Consider the following 15,928-nt stretch of genomic DNA (forward strand, 5'->3'; position numbering starts at 1 on the left):
GGGTTTGCGTTGGAGAGGAGGAGCGATGGAGTGAGCGAGCTTTGCCCGGTCCGGGCGAAGCGAGGGATACGAAATCCGCGACGACGAAGTGGCCCGGTGGGAATTTAGACTGCCGCTCAGATTTTGCGCGCCGGAAGGGCTGCGCGATGTTCAAGGGGTAACCCCCGCAACGGGGGTCCAGGGGGTGGGCGAATATGGGCGCGGAGCGTCCATCCTGAGCCCACCCCTTGGCGGCTCTTTGGTTTCTTTCTGCCCGGGCAGAAAGAAACTCGCCCCGCAGGGCGAAACCCTGTGAGACGGCGCGCCGGGTCGTCGCGCCCTACAAAGGCCGGAAATCTGCCCCCTCATCCGGCCCCTTCGGGGCCACCTTCCCCCCAAGGGGAAGGCTTAAGCGAACTCCCCCTGCAAAATACTTAATCCACCGGCTTTTTATTGTACTGCTTAAACCGCTTCATATTCCCCAGGTGATTCTTCAGCACCCGCAGCCAGCGGCGGAAGGAGGAGTCCTGCTCATACACCAGGGAGTGGGAGTCCTTTCCCGCCCGGATGAGCTCCTTCATCTCCTTATGGTAGCGCTTGGGGGTGAAGCCGAAGGCCACGTTCTTGGGCACCATCCGCCACAGGGACTTGTCCTGGGTGATGATAAAAGGCAGGTCTTTGTGCTCCACCCGGTCCTCCACCACCAGCTTGGCGATGTTGTGGCCGGAGCCGGTGACATAGTAGTTGCTGCGGCCCTGGCGGCAGTTGATCTCGAAGGCCTTGTACTTCCCGTCCCGCTGGTCGTACTTGATGTCGAAGTTGGAGAAGCCGGTGAAGTGCAGGTCCTCCAGCATGCCCTTGATTTTCAGGGACAGCTCCTCGTCGTGCTCGGTGAGGATGACCGCGTGGTTGCCGATGCCGTGGGGGGAGTGCTCCTCCAGAAGAACGTGGCCCAGGCACATGAGCTTCACCTGTCCGTTTCGGTCGGAGTAGTTGGTCAAGACCCGCATATAGGTGTCGTCCCCGGGGATGAACTCCTGCAAAACCATGTGGTCGGGGTAGCCCGCCTCATACACCTGGTCCAGGGCGGAGAGCAGTTCCTCCCAGGTCTGGCAGATGTACACCTTGGCCAGGGCGTGGACCCCGGTGGCCCAGTAGGCCACGCTGTCGGCGGGCTTGGCGATGTAGGGGGGGCCGAAGGGCAGAGAGAAGTCGTGGCCCATGGACTTGTCATAGATGAAGGTGGCCGGGTGGTCCACCCCGTACCGGTCGCACAGCTGATAGAACTTCTCCTTGTTGATGAGGGTGTCCAGCAGGGCCCCGTCGATGTAGGGAGCGACCACGTTGGCGGGGAGCTGGTCCTTGCAGTGGGCGGCCAGCTGCACATAGCTGTCCCCGCAGCCCAGCAGGAGAATGGTCTTATCCGGGAACTCCTCCGCCACCGCCTTGGCGTTGCGGCGGAAGGCGTCGGCGCTCTCGTTGTCCGGGCACACCCGGTAGTCGATGATGGCGCTGCCGTGGCAGGGGAAGGAGGGGTATTTGCCGTAGGCGATGCTCCTCACCCCATAGGCCTCGTGGAAGGCCCGGGCCACGCTGTATACGTTGATGTCGCCGCCGAACAGCAGCGGCTGAAAGTTCAGGTCTGACACTTCATAAAACCCCTTTTGATTGAGATAGGAGATAGAAGATAGGAGATATTTGGAAATCCGTGGAGCGACACATTCAACTCCTACCTCCTATCTCCTCACTCCTATCTGGAAATCACCGGTATTCGATATGAAACCCCTTGGCGTACAGGGGGTCCAGGTCAAAGACGGCGGTGTCCCCGGCGGAGCACTTCACGTCGGTGACGTTCAGAATGGTCTCGGTGGCGCCGATGCTCCCGATGACCCGCACACGCTGGTTTCCGATGCGCACGGTGCGCTGGCGGCTCTGCCGCCACAGCTTCCACAGGGACCAGAAGCCGGAGGCCCGGGGACGCTCCACCCCGAAGCCGTTCTGATAGCCCACAGGCAGCACCGCCACCCGGGTGGGTCTTTTCAGGGTGACCAGCTTGTCCGAGCCCACCGTGTGGCCCTTGGGGAGCCAGCGCACCTCGGACAGGGGGGCCTCTCCATACCCCACCACGGTCAGGCCGTCCCCCTGGGTGCGGCGGCACCGGCCCAGCAGAACGGACCCGGCCCGCACCGCGTCCAGCCGGGCCGCATCAAAGTGCATCAAGGCGTAGGAGCCGGCGGCGTGGACCAGACCGGTCTCAAACCCGGCGGCGTGGATGGCGTCCAGCACCTGGTGGAACTGCTTGAGCTGGGCGTCCACCTCCTGGCCCTTCCCGGAGGGGCTGGTGTGGAGCTGGGTATAGATCCCCGACAGGGCCACGTTGGGCAGGGAGCGGTAGGCCAGGAGGATCTTCTCCGGCTCGCCCACCAGAAAGCCGCCGAAGCCCATCCCCGTGTCCACCTGGATGTGGGCCTCGGCCACGGTGGAGCGGTTCTCCGCCACCGCGTTCAGGGCCAGGCCGGTATCCACCGAGGAGATGGTGCACACCACGTTCAGGTCCACCAGCCGCTCCAGCTCCTCCCGGTCCACGGTGGCCCGGAGCATGAGGATCTCCTCCTCCACAAAGCCGGCCTCCCGCAGCTCCTGGGCCTCCTCCACGCTGCCCACGGCGAAGCGGCCCACCCCCTCGTCCCGGAGCATCCGGGCCAGGGGGATCAGACCGGCCCCGCCGCCGTCCCCGGTGAGGACGCCGTACAGGGCGGCCCCCGCCGCACGCTTCCGGATCACCGCCATGTTGGCCCGGATGGCCGCTTTTTCAATGACCAGCTTTCGCATGTGGATGCTCCCTTCTGTCTGTCTCAAGTGAGCGCCGGGGCGGAACAGGCCCGCTCCCCGGAATACTTTATTTTAGCACTCCGGCCCTGAAAAGGCAATCCGGCCCCCCGCCCTGTCCCCGCCTTCCGGGGGCAAATGGGAAAACATTTACAAAAAGTTTTCAAAATCCCGGCGGAGCCTGGCTCTCATCGGAGATTTTCCCGGGAGGAAGCCGCCCCCGCCCTTGTGCCCGGACTAAAAAAATGCTACAATAAAATGCTACGACGGCACGCCCCGCCGCCCCTTTTGGGGAGTATGCCCGGAAGGGCGGGCCGAAAATCCACTCTGGGAGGACCACATGGAACGGACTACCACTACCATCCCGCAGGCGGACATCGACCGCCAGCTTTCTTTTTGCCGGGAAATCGCCGCCCTCAGCGCCGCCCGGCCCGAGCAGCCTCTGGCCTTTGTGGACACCTACGGCTGCCAGCAGAATGAGGCCGACTCCGAGCGCATCCGGGGCTATTTAAGCCAGATGGGCTACGGCTTCACCGACCAAGAGGAGGAGGCCCAGATCATCGTCCTGAACACCTGCGCCATCCGGGAGCACGCGGAGCAGCGGGTGCTGGGCAACCTGGGCGCCCTGGTCCACGTGAAGCGCCGCCACCCGGACCAGATCATCTGTGTGTGCGGCTGCATGGCCCAGGAGCAGCACGTGGCCGACAAGATACGCCAGTCCTTCCGCCACGTGGACCTGGTGTTCGGCCCCCACGTGCTGTGGAAGTTCCCGGAATTTATCCACACCCTGCTCACCAGCCGGGGCCGTATCTTCCAGATCCCCGACGAGGCCGGCTCCATCGCCGAGGGCATCCCGGTGGTGCGCCAGGACAAGGTGAAGGCCTGGGTGTCCATCATGTACGGGTGCAACAACTTCTGCTCCTACTGCATCGTCCCCTACGTCCGGGGCCGGGAGCGCTCCCGGAAGCCGGAGGACATTTTGAACGAGGTGCGGGAGCTGGTGGCCGAGGGCTACAAGGACATCACCCTCCTGGGGCAGAACGTGAACTCCTACGGCAAGGACCTGGAGGAGCCCATGGACTTCGCCGGCCTGCTGGAGCAGGTGAACGCGGTCCCGGGGGACTTTCTCATCCGGTTTATGACCTCCCACCCCAAGGACGCCACCCAGAAGCTCTTTGAGACCATGGCCCGGTGCGAAAAAGTGGCCCCGGTGCTCCACCTGCCCTTCCAGGCGGGGAACGACCGGGTGCTGAAAGTGATGAACCGGAAGCACACCATTGAGCAGTACCTGGACAAGATCCGCGCCCTGCGCGCCCTCATTCCCGATATCGTGCTCACCTCCGACGTGATCGTGGGTTTCCCCGGGGAGACCACCCCCGAGTTTGAGGACACCCTGAAGGTGCTGGAGGAGGTACGCTTCGACGCCCTGTTCACCTTCATCTACTCCCCCCGGGTGGGCACCCCCGCCGCCAAGATGGACGACCCCATGTCCAGGGAGGAGAAACTCCAGAACTTCAACCGCCTGGTGGCCCTCCAGGACTCCATTTCCGAGGAAAAGCACGCCGCCTACATCGGCAAAACCATGCGCTGTCTGGTGGACGGGGAGAGCGGCGACAGCCGGTACCCCCTCTCCGCCCGCACCCCGGGCAACCGGCTGGTGCGGCTCACCGGGGACCCGGCGGTGATCGGACAGTTTGTGCAGGTGAAAATCACCGACGCCAATAAGTGGTCCCTGTTTGGAGAGATGGCGTAATTTATTTTGCAGGGGGGTCGCCGCCCGCAGGCGGCGAAATCCCCTTAAAATTGTCCATTGTCAATTCCAAAGAAAGAAAGATGGTGACCCCATGGCAGAGATGACCCCCATGATGAAGCAGTATCTGGAGATGAAGGACCGCAACCCGGACTCCATCTTATTTTTCCGGCTGGGTGATTTTTACGAGATGTTCTTCGACGACGCCAAGCTGGCCTCCCGGGAGCTGGACCTGACCCTCACCACCCGGGACCGGAGCAAGCCCCCGGAGGAGCGCACCCCCATGTGCGGGGTGCCCTACCACTCCTGCGACAGCTACATCGCCCGGCTCATCGCCAAGGGGTACAAGGTGGCCATCTGCGAGCAGACCGAGGACCCGACCACCGCCAAGGGCCTGGTGGACCGGGACATCGTCCGGGTGATCACCCCGGGCACCGTCATGTCCGCCTCCATGCTGGAGGAGGGGAAGAACAACTTCCTGTGCGCCGTCTACGCCGACTCCGCTGCCATCGGCCTGTGTCTGTGCGACCTGTCCACCGGCGAGGTGTTCGGCACCTCTTTCCCCACCGGGGAAGAGGCCCGGAGCCACCTGGAAAACGAGCTGGGCCGGTTCCACCCCACCGAGGCGGTGCTGTCCGACGGGGCCTATCATCTGGACGGGCTCACCGACTTTTTGAGGGACAAGCTGGACTGCATGTGTGAGAACGGGGGAGAGGGGCGCTTCCGGTACGACGCCGCCCTGCCCCTGGTCCAGAAGCAGTTCCGGGCGGGGCTGGAGTCCATCCCTGAGGGGGACCGTGCCGCTGTCCAGGCGGCGGGGGGCCTTCTCACCTACCTGTACGAGACTCAAAAGACCGATCTGAGCCACATCGCCGCCTTCTCCTACTACACCACGGGGCAGTTCATGGAGCTGGACCTCACTGCCCGGCAGACTTTGGAGCTCACCGGCACCATGCGCTCCAAGGAGAAGAAGGGTTCTCTGCTGTGGGTGCTGGACCGGACCAAGACCGCCATGGGCGGGCGGCTGCTCCGGGGCTGGATCGAGCGGCCCCTCCTGTCCCCGGTGCAGATCGGCCGCCGCCAGCAGGCGGTGAGCGACCTGTATGAGGACATCATCACCCGGGAGGAGCTGGCGATGACCCTGAAGGAGGTCACCGACCTGGAGCGGCTCATCGGCCGGGTGGTGTACGGCTCCGCCGGGGGCCGGGATCTGGTGGCCCTGGCCAACGGCCTGGGGAAGCTGCCCCGCATCCGGGAGCTGCTGGAGGGCTGCTCCTCCGCCCTCCTCCAGTCCCTCCGGGGGGAGCTGGACGACCTGCCCGAGGTGCGGGAACTCCTCCAGCGGGCCCTGGTGGACGAGCCCCCCTTCTCCGTGCGGGAGGGCAAGTTCATCCGGGAGGGTTACAGCCCCGAGGTGGACCGGCTCTGGAACGTCATCAACCACGGGGCCGAGCTGGTGGCCGATCTGGAGACCCGCACCAAGGAGCAGACGGGCATCAAGAATATGAAGGTCCGCTACAACAAGGTGTTCGGCTACTACATCGAGGTGGCCAAGTCCCAAACCGGCCTGGTGCCTCAGGACTGGGTGCGCAAGCAGACCACCGTCAACGCCGAGCGGTACATCTCCCAGGAGCTCAAGGAGCTGGAGCACACCATCCTCTCCGCCCAGGACCAGGTCACCGCCCTGGAGTACCAGCTGTTCTGCGAGCTGAAGGACACCGTGTGCGCCCATGTGGCACAGGTCCAGTCCTCCGCGGCGGCGGTGGCCCAGGTGGACGTGCTCACCTCCTTCGCCGCCGTGGCCGCCGCGAACGGCTACTGCATGCCCCTGGTGGACAACTCCTCGGTGCTCCAGATCACCGAGGGGCGGCACCCGGTGGTGGAGAAGGTGCTCAAAGGGACCCCCTTCGTCCCCAACGACACCCACATGGACAGCGGGGACGACCTGTGCGCCATCATCACCGGTCCCAACATGGCGGGCAAGTCCACCTATATGCGGCAGGTGGCCCTCATCGTCCTCATGGCCCAGATGGGCTCCTTTGTCCCCGCCCAGTCCGCCCACATCGGCATTGTGGACCGGGTGTTCACCCGCATCGGGGCCAGCGACGACCTGTCCGCCGGAGCGTCCACCTTCATGGTGGAGATGACCGAGGTGGCCCAGCTGCTGAAAAACGCAACGAAAAAGTCCCTGCTCATCCTGGACGAGATCGGCCGGGGCACCTCCACCTACGACGGCATGGCCATCGCCCGGGCGGTGCTGGAGTACTGCGCCGACCAAAAGCGCCTGGGGTGCAAGACCCTGTTCGCCACCCACTACCACGAGCTCACCGTGCTGGAGGGGGAGATCCCCGGGGTGAAGAACTACAACATCGCCGCCAAGAAGCGGGGGAACGACCTGATCTTCCTGCGGAAAATCGTCCGGGGCGGGGCCGACCAGAGCTACGGCATCGAGGTGGCCAAGCTGGCCGGGGTGCCCGACCGGGTCATCAAGCGGGCCAGGGCCATCCTGGAGGAGCTGGAGGCAGGGGGAGGCGTCCAGGCCGCCGCTCCCCGTCCGGCGGAGGAGGGGCAGGTGTCCCTGATGGATCTGGGGGGGCAGACCGTCCTCCAGAAGCTGCGCATGACCGACGTGAACATTTTGTCCCCCATCGAGGCCCTCAACCTGCTGGCGGAGCTGAAACAGGATCTGCAGGAGAGCTGATTTTTAAATCGCAGGGGGGTTCGCCGCCTGCGGCTCTTACGCCTTCCCCCTGGGGGCCGACTCCCCTTGTCAAGGGGAGATGGCCGAAGGCCAAAGGGGATAGGGATAGGTGGCTGGCCGAAGGCCAGACGGATGAGGGGACGATGATAGAGCGGTTTCGTTAATTGGAGGGGGTTTCGCCGCCCCGGCGGCGAGCTTCTTTCTGGCTGCCCAGAAAGAAGCCAAAGAGGCACCAGGGGGTGGGGCCAATCGGATTCGGCTCCGCCTCATCCTCCATGTGCCCCACCCCCTGGACCCCCATTTGCGAGAGCGCCAATTAGGCAGGCTTTCAGGTTATCGCAAAGGCGCGGGTAGTTCAACTGACTGGTTTCCGTTCTATGACCGCTGCCGCTGAGTGTCCGGTAACCTTTAGGTACTGCTTCTATCGGTGGAAAGCGCGCCTTTGGGGCTGGTGGGGCTCAAGTTCGGCTCGGGAGGACGGCGTATCCTGAGACGTTGCCCGATTCCCGCAGGGGCGGCACACTGGGCCGCCCTCAATTCCCGGGTTTATACAGGTTCTTGCAGCCCTGTCTTGCGGTCGCCCGTCCGTGAGCAAAACGGCGCGTCCGGGAGGCTGGGAGCGTTGGTTCGGAAGCGGCAGGCGCAGGAATAAAACCGCCCCAGTCCCAATTTTCTTCCCGCTCAGGCCCCCAGTGGGGCCGGACGGAATGGCACCCAAGCACTCCTGGTATTGCGCGCCGGAAGGGCCGCACAACGTCCAAGGGGTAACCCCCGTAATGGGGGTCCGGGGGCCGACTCCCCCTGTCAGGGGGAGATGTCGTGAAGCGACAGAGGGGGTAGGGTGGCGGTCCTATGGACCTAGGCGGAGCACAGCGGAGCCGTAGTCCATCGGCCGCGTCCCCGGCGGCGTTTTGCCCAATCCCTCGTTGCTCCCGGCGAAGCCCAGCGCAGCGGGTTTGCCGGGAAGAGGAGGAGCAAGGGAACGAACGCAGTTTTCGCCGCCAGGCGGAAACGGAGTGGAGTGGACTCAAGGTGAATTGGCCCGAAGGGACAAGAGAAGGTGGCCTGGGCCATTGCGACGACGAGCCGCCATGGGCAAAGTAGGTCGCCGCCCGCAGGCGGCGAAATCCCCCCCTGCGTACAACGTCCCCAATCCAAAACCTGCCCCCTCATCCGCCCCAGTGTGCGCACTGGGGCACCTTCTCCCCAAGGGGAAGGCTTAAAAAAGGGCGGCGAATCCCTCTCAAAAAGGAGAAATGCTTGATGTTCACCGACGGCCGAAGCAAAAAAGTGATTTTTCTGGCCCACTGCCTGTTGAACCAGAACGCCATCTCCGACGGCACCGCCGTCTGTCCCGCCGCCTTTGGGGAGCTCATCCAGCTCCTGCTGGACCATGAGGTGGGCGTCGTCCAGATGCCCTGCCCGGAGCTGTGCTGTCTGGGACTGGACCAGGGGGACGTCCATGGGGCGGACCGCCCGGTGGTGGAGGAGAACACCCGCATCCGCCGCGCCATGGAAAAGGACGGCCCCCGGCAGAAGCGGGAGGCCCTGGCCGGTCTGGTGTCGGAACAGGTGCAGGAGTACCGCAGGCATGGCTTTCAGGTCCTGGGCATTGTGGGGGCCAACCGTTCCCCAAACTGCGGGGTGGAGACCACCTCGGATTTTGACCGGGAGGTGGAGGGCCGGGGCGCTTTTATGGAGGCCATCGCCCAGCGGCTGGAGGCGGCGGGGATCTCCGTCCCCATGCTGGGGCTGAAGAGCCCGGACGGCGCGGCACAAAAGGTCGCCACCCTCCTGTGATTCCCGGCCCATAGCGCGAAAACACGCCCCAGAGGGCGGAAGCGGAAACGCTTCCCCCTCTGGGGCGTGTCTGCATATTCCGGTCTGGCCGGGGAGGCGGTCAGTCCTGCTGCACCAGCTTCCCATCGTACAGGCCGGTGCCCTGGACCACGATCTCATCCCCGCTGCGCAGGGAGCGGCTGCTCTCCTGGGCGGGCTGGACCACATAGAAGTCGCTGCCCTCCGCCAGAATATTCACCGGCTTGAACTCCATCTGGCCGGCCACCACGGTGTACACGCCGGTGGTGTTGATCTCGGTGGTCTCGCCGGTCTCCTCGTCGGTCTGGGTGCTGGTCTGGATGCGCACGGCGGCCTTGGGCACCCGCAGGCCGCTCTGGCTGTCAAAGATGATCTCCGCCGTCTGCCGGCGCAGCAGGGTGGTCTGCTCCAGATAGCGGTTGGCGGACAGCACCACCACCGCCTGTCCATCCTCCGCCTCGCTCACCTGGACCACCTTTGCGGGGATGTCCTGGGTAAAGTCGCTGGCAAAGCGCAGGGTGACCGCCGCGGAGTCCTGCCCGTTGGGGACCGGCAGCGCGTCCAGCCGCTCCCCCTCCTCCTGGGTGACAACGGCGGCGAAGTACCAGTCCTTGGACAATATCAGCTTGCCCGCCGCGGAGTCCTCCCCGCTGGGGCTCATATCCATCAGCTCCCGCAGCCCGGAGGGGGTGAGCTGGAGGGCCGTCTCCGGGCTGACCAGGGTCTCATACCCGTCCACCAGGGCGGAGAAGGTGCCCGCCTGGAGGGCGGTGATCTGGGTCACGGCGTTGTAGGTCTGGCTCTGAAGGGCGCTGTACTCGGCCGTGAGCTCGCTGAGGCGGTTCGTCAGGTCCTCCTCCGTCAGCTCGGCCCCGTAGGAGTACTCCCGGCGCAGCACGCCCCCCTTGATCTCCAGCACCCGGTCCTCCAGGGCGCTGTAATCATTCTGGGCGGAGGAGCCCCGCAGGTCCACCAGGGTCTGAAAGATCCCCTGGTCGATCTCCGCCACCGAGTTCACGCCGCCCCCCTGACCGATGGCGTAGCGCAGCTGGGTGATCTCCATGGCCAGGGACTCCTGCTGCTCCTGGGCCTGCTGGGCCTGGTCGTCCCGGTACACCATGGCCACCGTCTGGCCGATGCCCACCTGCTCCCCCTCGCCCCGGGTCACCTCGACGATGCCCGTGCCCCCGGTGAGTACCCGCTCGGAGCGGACGATCAGCCCCTCCGTCTCCACGCTGTCGTTGAGCTCATACTCATAGGCGTAGGTGGTGGTGAAGGGGTCCTCAAAGGTCCGCCAGAACGAGTAGAGGAGATAGCAGCCCAGGGCGGCCGCCATCAGAACGATAACAAATGTGATGAGTGGTTTGCCTTGCTTCATGGGCCCTTCTCTCTTTCTGTTCCGGGCTCTCCCGGAGAAGTTCAGCGCGTCTCCCCCTGGTCCTCCCCGCCGCTTGGGCCCAGGGGGACCGGCCGCTCGGGGACGATGGTGGAGATGGCGTGTTTGTAGACCACCTGCTGCTTCCCGTCGGTGGTCAGGATCACGGTGAAGGCGTCAAATCCGGTGACATAGCCCCGCATCTGAAAGCCGTTCATCAGGAACATGGTGACGCTCCGGTGCTCCCGGCGGACCTGGGTGAGGAAGATCTCCTGGAGATTGTTGGTTTTCTGCATATGTAAGCACTCCTTTTTCTGTTGGCGCGTCTTTGTCTCCGCGCCGGAAGTGCCTCTATCCTAACCCAAATTCCTCCAAAAGTTCCGTCGAACGCTGTCGGGCGTTCCCAAAATTTGGATTTTTCTCCCAGAGCAGCCAGTGGACCTCCGGATTGCGCCGGAACCAGGTGAGCTGCCGCTTGGCATACTGCCGGGAGCGGAGCTTCACCAGCTCCTCCGCCTCCCGCCAGGTCATATCACCCTCCACCGCCGCCACGAACTCCTTGTAGCCGATGGCCTGCATGGCGGTGCAGCGGGGGGACAGCCCGGAGGAGAGCAGCTCCCGCACCTCCCGCTCCAGTCCGTCGGCGGCCATCTGGTCCACCCGCGCGTCGATGCGCGCCCACAGGTCCGCCCGGTCCTGGAAGTTGAGGCCGATGGTGAGGGCCTCATACCGGGGCGGGAGGGCCCGGGTCTCCCGGTTGTGCTCTGAGATGGTCCTGCCGGTGGAGCGGTACACCTCCAGGGCCCGGACGATGCGCTTGTGGTCGTTGGGGTGGAGGCGTGCTGCCGCCTCCGGGTCCACCAGGGAGAGCTCCGCCAGCATGGCTTCTCCGCCCCGCTCCGCCAGCTCCGCCTCCAGCTCCTTCCGCAGGGAGCTGTCGGGGGAGAAGGCGGCGAAGGTCCGCCCGGACAGGAGGGAGTCCACATACAGGCCGGTCCCCCCCGCCACAATGGGCAGCTTCCCCCGGGAGAGGATGCCGTCCACGCAGGCGGAGGCCATCTCCACATACCGGGCCACCGAGAAGTCCTCCTCCGGGTCGGCCACGTCGATCATGTGGTGGGGGACGCCGTCCATCTCCTCCGCCGTGGGCTTGGCGGTGCCGATGTCCATGCGGCGGTAGATCTGCATGGAGTCGGCGGACACCACCTCGCCGTTGTGGGCCTTGGCCAGCTCCACCGCCATCCGGGTCTTGCCCGAGGCGGTGGGGCCCACGATCACCAGTATTTTTTTAGAAGGCATTGTATCACCGCCTGTGGGAAAATTCTAGGGGAGAGGTGTAAATTTTGGGGGGAATTTTACCGGCCGCCCTTTCATTCTGCCTTCCCCCTGGGGGCCGACTCCCCTTGTCAAGGGGAGATGGCCGAAGGCCAAAGGGGATAGGGATAGGTGGCCCGAAGGGCCGGATGAGGGGGCAGGGTTCGGATTGCGTTCGTTGTGCGCGGGATATTTCGCCGCCTGCGGGCGGCGTCCTTCTTTTTCCATGGCGAAAAAGAAGGCAAAACGCCACCGGGGACGCGGCCGATGGACTACGGCTCCGCTTCGCTCCGCCTAGGTCCATAGGACCACTTTCCCCGGACCCCATTTTACGGGGGTTACCCCTTGAAGCGGGCAGAACAGTTCCGGCGCGCAAAATCAGGAGTGCTTGCGTGCGGTCCCGTCCGGCCCCACTGGGGGCCTGAGCGGGAAGAAAATTGGAGTTGGTGCGGTTATGTTTTTGCGCCTGCCGCTTCCGAACCAACGTCCCGGGGCCGGTTTCCACCGTAGGGGCGCACCGTGTGCGCCCGCGGGCCGGTCTGGGACCGGCCCCTGCGAGGGGAATGGGACCGTCCCTGCATCCGTGTAGGGGCGGGCGTCCTCACCCGCCTGCCTCAGAGGTTCTCCTCTCACCGTAGGGGCGCACAGTGTGCGCCCGCGGGCCGGTCTGGGACCGGCCCCTACGAGGGGAATGGGACCGTCCCTGCATCCGTGTAGGGGCGGGCGTCCTCACCCGCCCGCCTCAGAGGTTCTCCTCTCACCGTAGGGGCGCACAGTGTGCGCCCGCGGGCCGGTCTGGGACCGGCCCCTACGAGGGGAATGGGACCGCCCCTGTATCCGTGTAGGGGCGGGTGTCCTCACCCGCCCGCCTCAGAGGTTCTCCTCTCACCGTAGGGGCGGCCTTTGGCCGCCCGCAAGTCTTCTCCCAGAGGAAAGGTGACCCAAAGGGGCAAGAGAAGCCGTTCCGCCCGGGGCCGTTACAGCGGTTTCATGGGCATGGGCCATGCGGTCACCGCGTCCCGGGCGGCCCTGGCCAGCTCCACCAGGGCGTCCAGCTGCCGGGGGAAGCCGCAGTCCTCATACTCCTTCCGCCGGGCCTCCTGGTCCATCTCCTCAAAGAGTCCGAACACCTCGTCCCGTATGGACACCTCCTGTTCCATGCTCACCTGGGCCTCCACCAGATGGATGCGCTCCTCCGGCCCCACCGGGCTCACCTGGACCCAGAAGTCCGGCTGGGCCTCCAGCAGCTCCCTCAGCTCCCGGCTCTGGAGCACCCAGCGGGTGAACTCCGGCTCGCTGGTCTTGACGCGGCGGTCGTTCGTGATCTCCGGGGCTCCATAATCCCGATGGAGCCCGGTCTTTCGGCCTATCATCCGGGCCCCGCGGTCCAGTCCCCCCAGCACATTGTTGATCCCCTCCCGCAGGGAGCTCTGGGGCCCCACCCGCAGGGTATACGGGCGCTCCAGCTTCACCCGGACCGCAGCGACCGCGCTCCGGGACTCGCCGTACCGGCCGCTGGAAACCACCTGGGTGTGGATCACCATGGGCCCCTCCGGGTCCTCCAGAAACAGCAGCCCCTCCTTGCCGCCCTTCTCTGTGCCGAAGAAGACGCCGCCCCGGTCCTGGGCGTACCAATACAGATACTCGTTCCAGCTCATGCGCTTCCTCCCTGCATTCCATCCGGCGGCCTGTGCCCTCTGGGCCACAGGCTGGCCCAGTCCCGGGCGGTCTGGGCCATCTCCACCAGGCCGTCCATCTGCTCCCGGAAGCCGCTCTCGGCGTACAGCTTGCGCTGGTTGGGCACGTCCCGCCCGGCGGCCCGGCCCCTGGAGTCCACCGACTCCTCCAGGTGCTCCGCGTCCTTGCGCACGCTCACCAGGTGCTCCTGCGCCCCCGTCTGGAGGGGGCTGATCTGGAGCCAGGCCCCCGGCTCCGCCCGCAGCAGCTCCTGAAGCCGCGGGTTCTGGAGCAGGTAGGGGGTGCGCGCCGGGTCGCTGCTGCGGATGTTCCGGCGGACGGACAGCTCGAACACGCCGGACTCCTCGTCCTCCCGGCCGGAGAAGCGCTCCCGCCGGACAATCAGATAGTAGGGCTGCTCCATGCTGGCCCGGAGGGTAATGGCGATCTCCCGGTGGAGCATCCCGCTGCGCCCCGGCACCAGCTCGCACTGGATGAGCGCCGGGCCCATGGGCATGTCCAGAAAGAGGAGGCCGCTGTCCTTCCACACCATGGAGGCGAAAAACTCTCCGCCCCGCTCCCGCCAGTACCAATAGAGGCTGTCGTTCCAGTTCATTCCGCCCCGCCCCCTCTCCGTCCGGCCGCGGGCCGGCTGTTGGTTCCGCTGAAAATGCGCTTCTCTCTACCCTTCATGGGAGATTCCTCCTTTTCCTCCGCCGCACCGGCGGGGCGCTTGGGAATCCGTTTGTGCAGTGGCCGGAAAGGCCAGGCTTGCTCTGGGTATGCTGGTCGCGGCGCTGCGCGGAATGGGGTTCTCACGGTTATGGTTTCCCGGGAAACTGTATGGGGCGCGAGAACAGGGACTGCCGCCCCGTTACGGCGTCTTCATGGGCATGGGCCAGGCGGTCACCGCGTCCCGGGCGGCCTTGGCCAGCTCCACCAGGGCGTCCAGCTGCTTGGGAAAGCTGCTGTTCCGGTAATACGCCTTCTGCCTCTCCCACTTCAGAGGCCGGCCGTACCGGTCCAGAGGCTCCTCCTGTATGTCTATGTGCCAATCCAGAGGGACCCGGGCCTCCACCAGGTGGTCCAGCCCCTCTGGACCAGTGGGCCCCACCTGAAACCAGAAACTGGGGTTGGCGTCCAGAACCGCCCTCAGCTCCCGGCTTTGGAGCACCCAGCGGGTGAACTCCGGCTCGTTGGTCTTGATTCCCCGGTCGTCGGCCAGCTCCGGGGCCCCGTAGTCGGGACTCAGGTCCGTCTTTTTCCCCAGTATCCTGGCCCCCAGGTCCAGGCCGTCCAGCACCGTGTTGACCCCCTCCTGCAGAGCGCTCTGCTTTTTGACCCGCAGGGTGTAGGGGCGCTCCAGCGCCGCACGGACGGCAACGGAGATGTCCCGGTTAGTGCCGTACCGGCCGCTGTATGTCACCTTGGTGCTGATCAGGATTTGACCCTTGGGGTCCTCCAGCAGCAGGCTCCCCTCATAGGGCTCCTGCTGTAAGCCAAAGTTGGTCTCCTGCTGTAAGCCAAAGAAGGTACCGCCCCGCTCCTGGGCGTAGCAAAACAGACATGTATTCCAGCTCATGGCGATTCCTCCTGTCCTCCGCCGTGCCCCTGCCTCCAGAGAGGCGGGATGTAGTCGGTAGATGTTCAGCTGCGCTTGAACTGCTTCTCCAGCTGCTGCCGGGTGAGCTCGATGGCCACCGGACGGCCATGTGGACAGTACTTGACTTGGCCGGACATGACCGCCTGGGCCACCCGCTCCAGCTCCCGGGGACTGGTCTTCCAGCCCCCCTTGATGGCCGCCTTGCAGGCCATGGTGTGGAGCAGTTCGTCCCGGGCGGCGCCGGGGTCGGCGGCGCCGGTGGTGAGCAGCTTCTGGGCGATCTCGGTGAGGGTGGCCTCGATGTCCCCCGGGTCCACGTCGAAGGGGGCCTGGCGGACCACCAGGGCCCCGCCGCCGAAGTCCTCCACCCCGAAGCCGAACTCCTCCAGCAGGGGGAGGTGGGAGAGCAGGGCGGCGTGCTCCTCCGGGTCCAGGCGGCACACCATGGGGGTGAGGAGGGTCTGGGCCATGGGGTCGTACCCCGCCGCCTTCATCCGGTCAAAGTTCATCCGCTCATGGGCGGCGTGCTTGTCGATGAACAGGACCTTGTCCCCCTGCTCCACGATGATGTAGGTGTTCAGCACCTCCCCGGCCAGCCGCCAGGGGAGGACCTCCGGTTCCGGCTCCGTCTCAGGCTCTGCTTCCGGCTCCGGCGGGGCGGGGGACGGGGACACCGTCTCCCGCTCCGGTACGGGTTTAGGGGAAATTGTCTCTGCTGCGCGGATGTTTTCCACTTTTTCCACAGAGTTTTCCACAGGATGTGCAACTTGTTTTGCCGGTTCCGCCGCCTCCTCCACCTGGCCCTGACAAGGGGTTATCCTGTCCAGGGGGGCGGATTTGTCTGTATCCTCCGCCGGGACAGGGGGGGCGGAGGATACAGAC

11 protein-coding genes and 1 pseudogene are annotated in these 15,928 nt (G+C 65.3%); 3 read left to right on the forward strand and 9 right to left on the reverse strand.

Annotated elements, in window-relative coordinates; genetic code table 11:
• Positions 1-413: 413 nt before the first annotated feature.
• Together B5F19_RS14630 and B5F19_RS14635 are read right to left on the reverse strand one after the other, a co-directional pair.
• Complete coding sequence (locus tag B5F19_RS14630; RefSeq protein WP_087291774.1) at positions 414-1,628, reverse strand: ATP-grasp domain-containing protein; 1,215 nt, start codon at positions 1,626-1,628, stop codon at positions 414-416.
• 112 nt (positions 1,629-1,740) lie between these two features.
• Positions 1,741-2,811 (reverse strand): alanine racemase, encoded by a 1,071-nt coding sequence (locus B5F19_RS14635; RefSeq protein WP_087291777.1) that lies wholly within the window; start codon positions 2,809-2,811, stop codon positions 1,741-1,743.
• A 337-nt stretch (positions 2,812-3,148) separates the two neighbouring features.
• Here B5F19_RS14635 and miaB point away from each other — a divergent pair, with 337 nt between their 5' ends.
• The 3 genes from miaB (at position 3,149) to B5F19_RS14650 (ending at position 9,059) form a co-directional block, all read left to right on the forward strand.
• Positions 3,149-4,561 (forward strand): tRNA (N6-isopentenyl adenosine(37)-C2)-methylthiotransferase MiaB, encoded by a 1,413-nt coding sequence (miaB, locus tag B5F19_RS14640; protein WP_087291780.1) that lies wholly within the window; start codon positions 3,149-3,151, stop codon positions 4,559-4,561.
• 91 nt (positions 4,562-4,652) lie between these two features.
• Complete coding sequence (gene mutS / locus B5F19_RS14645; RefSeq protein WP_087291783.1) at positions 4,653-7,259, forward strand: DNA mismatch repair protein MutS; 2,607 nt, start codon at positions 4,653-4,655, stop codon at positions 7,257-7,259.
• Positions 7,260-8,522: 1,263 nt separating this feature from the next.
• On the forward strand, positions 8,523-9,059 hold the full coding sequence (locus tag B5F19_RS14650) for a CD3072 family TudS-related putative desulfidase (protein WP_087291786.1): 537 nt from the start codon (positions 8,523-8,525) through the stop codon (positions 9,057-9,059).
• A gap of 100 nt (positions 9,060-9,159) precedes the next feature.
• Here B5F19_RS14650 and B5F19_RS14655 read toward each other — a convergent pair whose 3' ends face one another.
• The 7 genes and pseudogenes from B5F19_RS14655 to B5F19_RS14685 form a co-directional block, all read right to left on the reverse strand.
• Positions 9,160-10,455 carry an HlyD family efflux transporter periplasmic adaptor subunit gene (locus B5F19_RS14655; RefSeq protein ID WP_087291789.1) on the reverse strand — a complete coding sequence of 432 codons (1,296 nt, stop codon included), beginning with the start codon at positions 10,453-10,455 and terminating at the stop codon, positions 9,160-9,162.
• 41 nt (positions 10,456-10,496) lie between these two features.
• On the reverse strand, positions 10,497-10,748 hold the full coding sequence (gene hfq / locus B5F19_RS14660) for an RNA chaperone Hfq (protein WP_087291792.1): 252 nt from the start codon (positions 10,746-10,748) through the stop codon (positions 10,497-10,499).
• Between the two features lie 55 nt (positions 10,749-10,803).
• Positions 10,804-11,751, reverse strand: coding sequence for a tRNA (adenosine(37)-N6)-dimethylallyltransferase MiaA (miaA, locus tag B5F19_RS14665; protein WP_087291795.1), 948 nt, complete (start codon positions 11,749-11,751; stop codon positions 10,804-10,806).
• 992 nt (positions 11,752-12,743) lie between these two features.
• Entirely contained in the window at positions 12,744-13,424 is a 681-nt protein-coding gene (locus B5F19_RS14670; protein WP_087291798.1) for a hypothetical protein, read from the reverse strand.
• Positions 13,421-14,059, reverse strand: a complete 639-nt coding sequence (locus B5F19_RS14675; RefSeq protein ID WP_087291801.1) for a hypothetical protein — start codon at positions 14,057-14,059, stop codon at positions 13,421-13,423. The genes B5F19_RS14670 and B5F19_RS14675 overlap by 4 nt, the downstream gene beginning before the upstream one ends.
• A gap of 258 nt (positions 14,060-14,317) precedes the next feature.
• Positions 14,318-15,025, reverse strand: coding sequence for a hypothetical protein (locus B5F19_RS14680; protein WP_087291804.1), 708 nt, complete (start codon positions 15,023-15,025; stop codon positions 14,318-14,320).
• A 65-nt stretch (positions 15,026-15,090) separates the two neighbouring features.
• A pseudogene (locus B5F19_RS14685) lies at positions 15,091-15,928 on the reverse strand (DNA mismatch repair protein MutL); the annotation flags it as partial.

Origin of the sequence: Pseudoflavonifractor sp. An184 (assembly GCF_002160305.1) — a bacterium.
Taxonomy (GTDB): Bacteria; Bacillota; Clostridia; order Oscillospirales; family Oscillospiraceae; genus Lawsonibacter; species Lawsonibacter pullicola.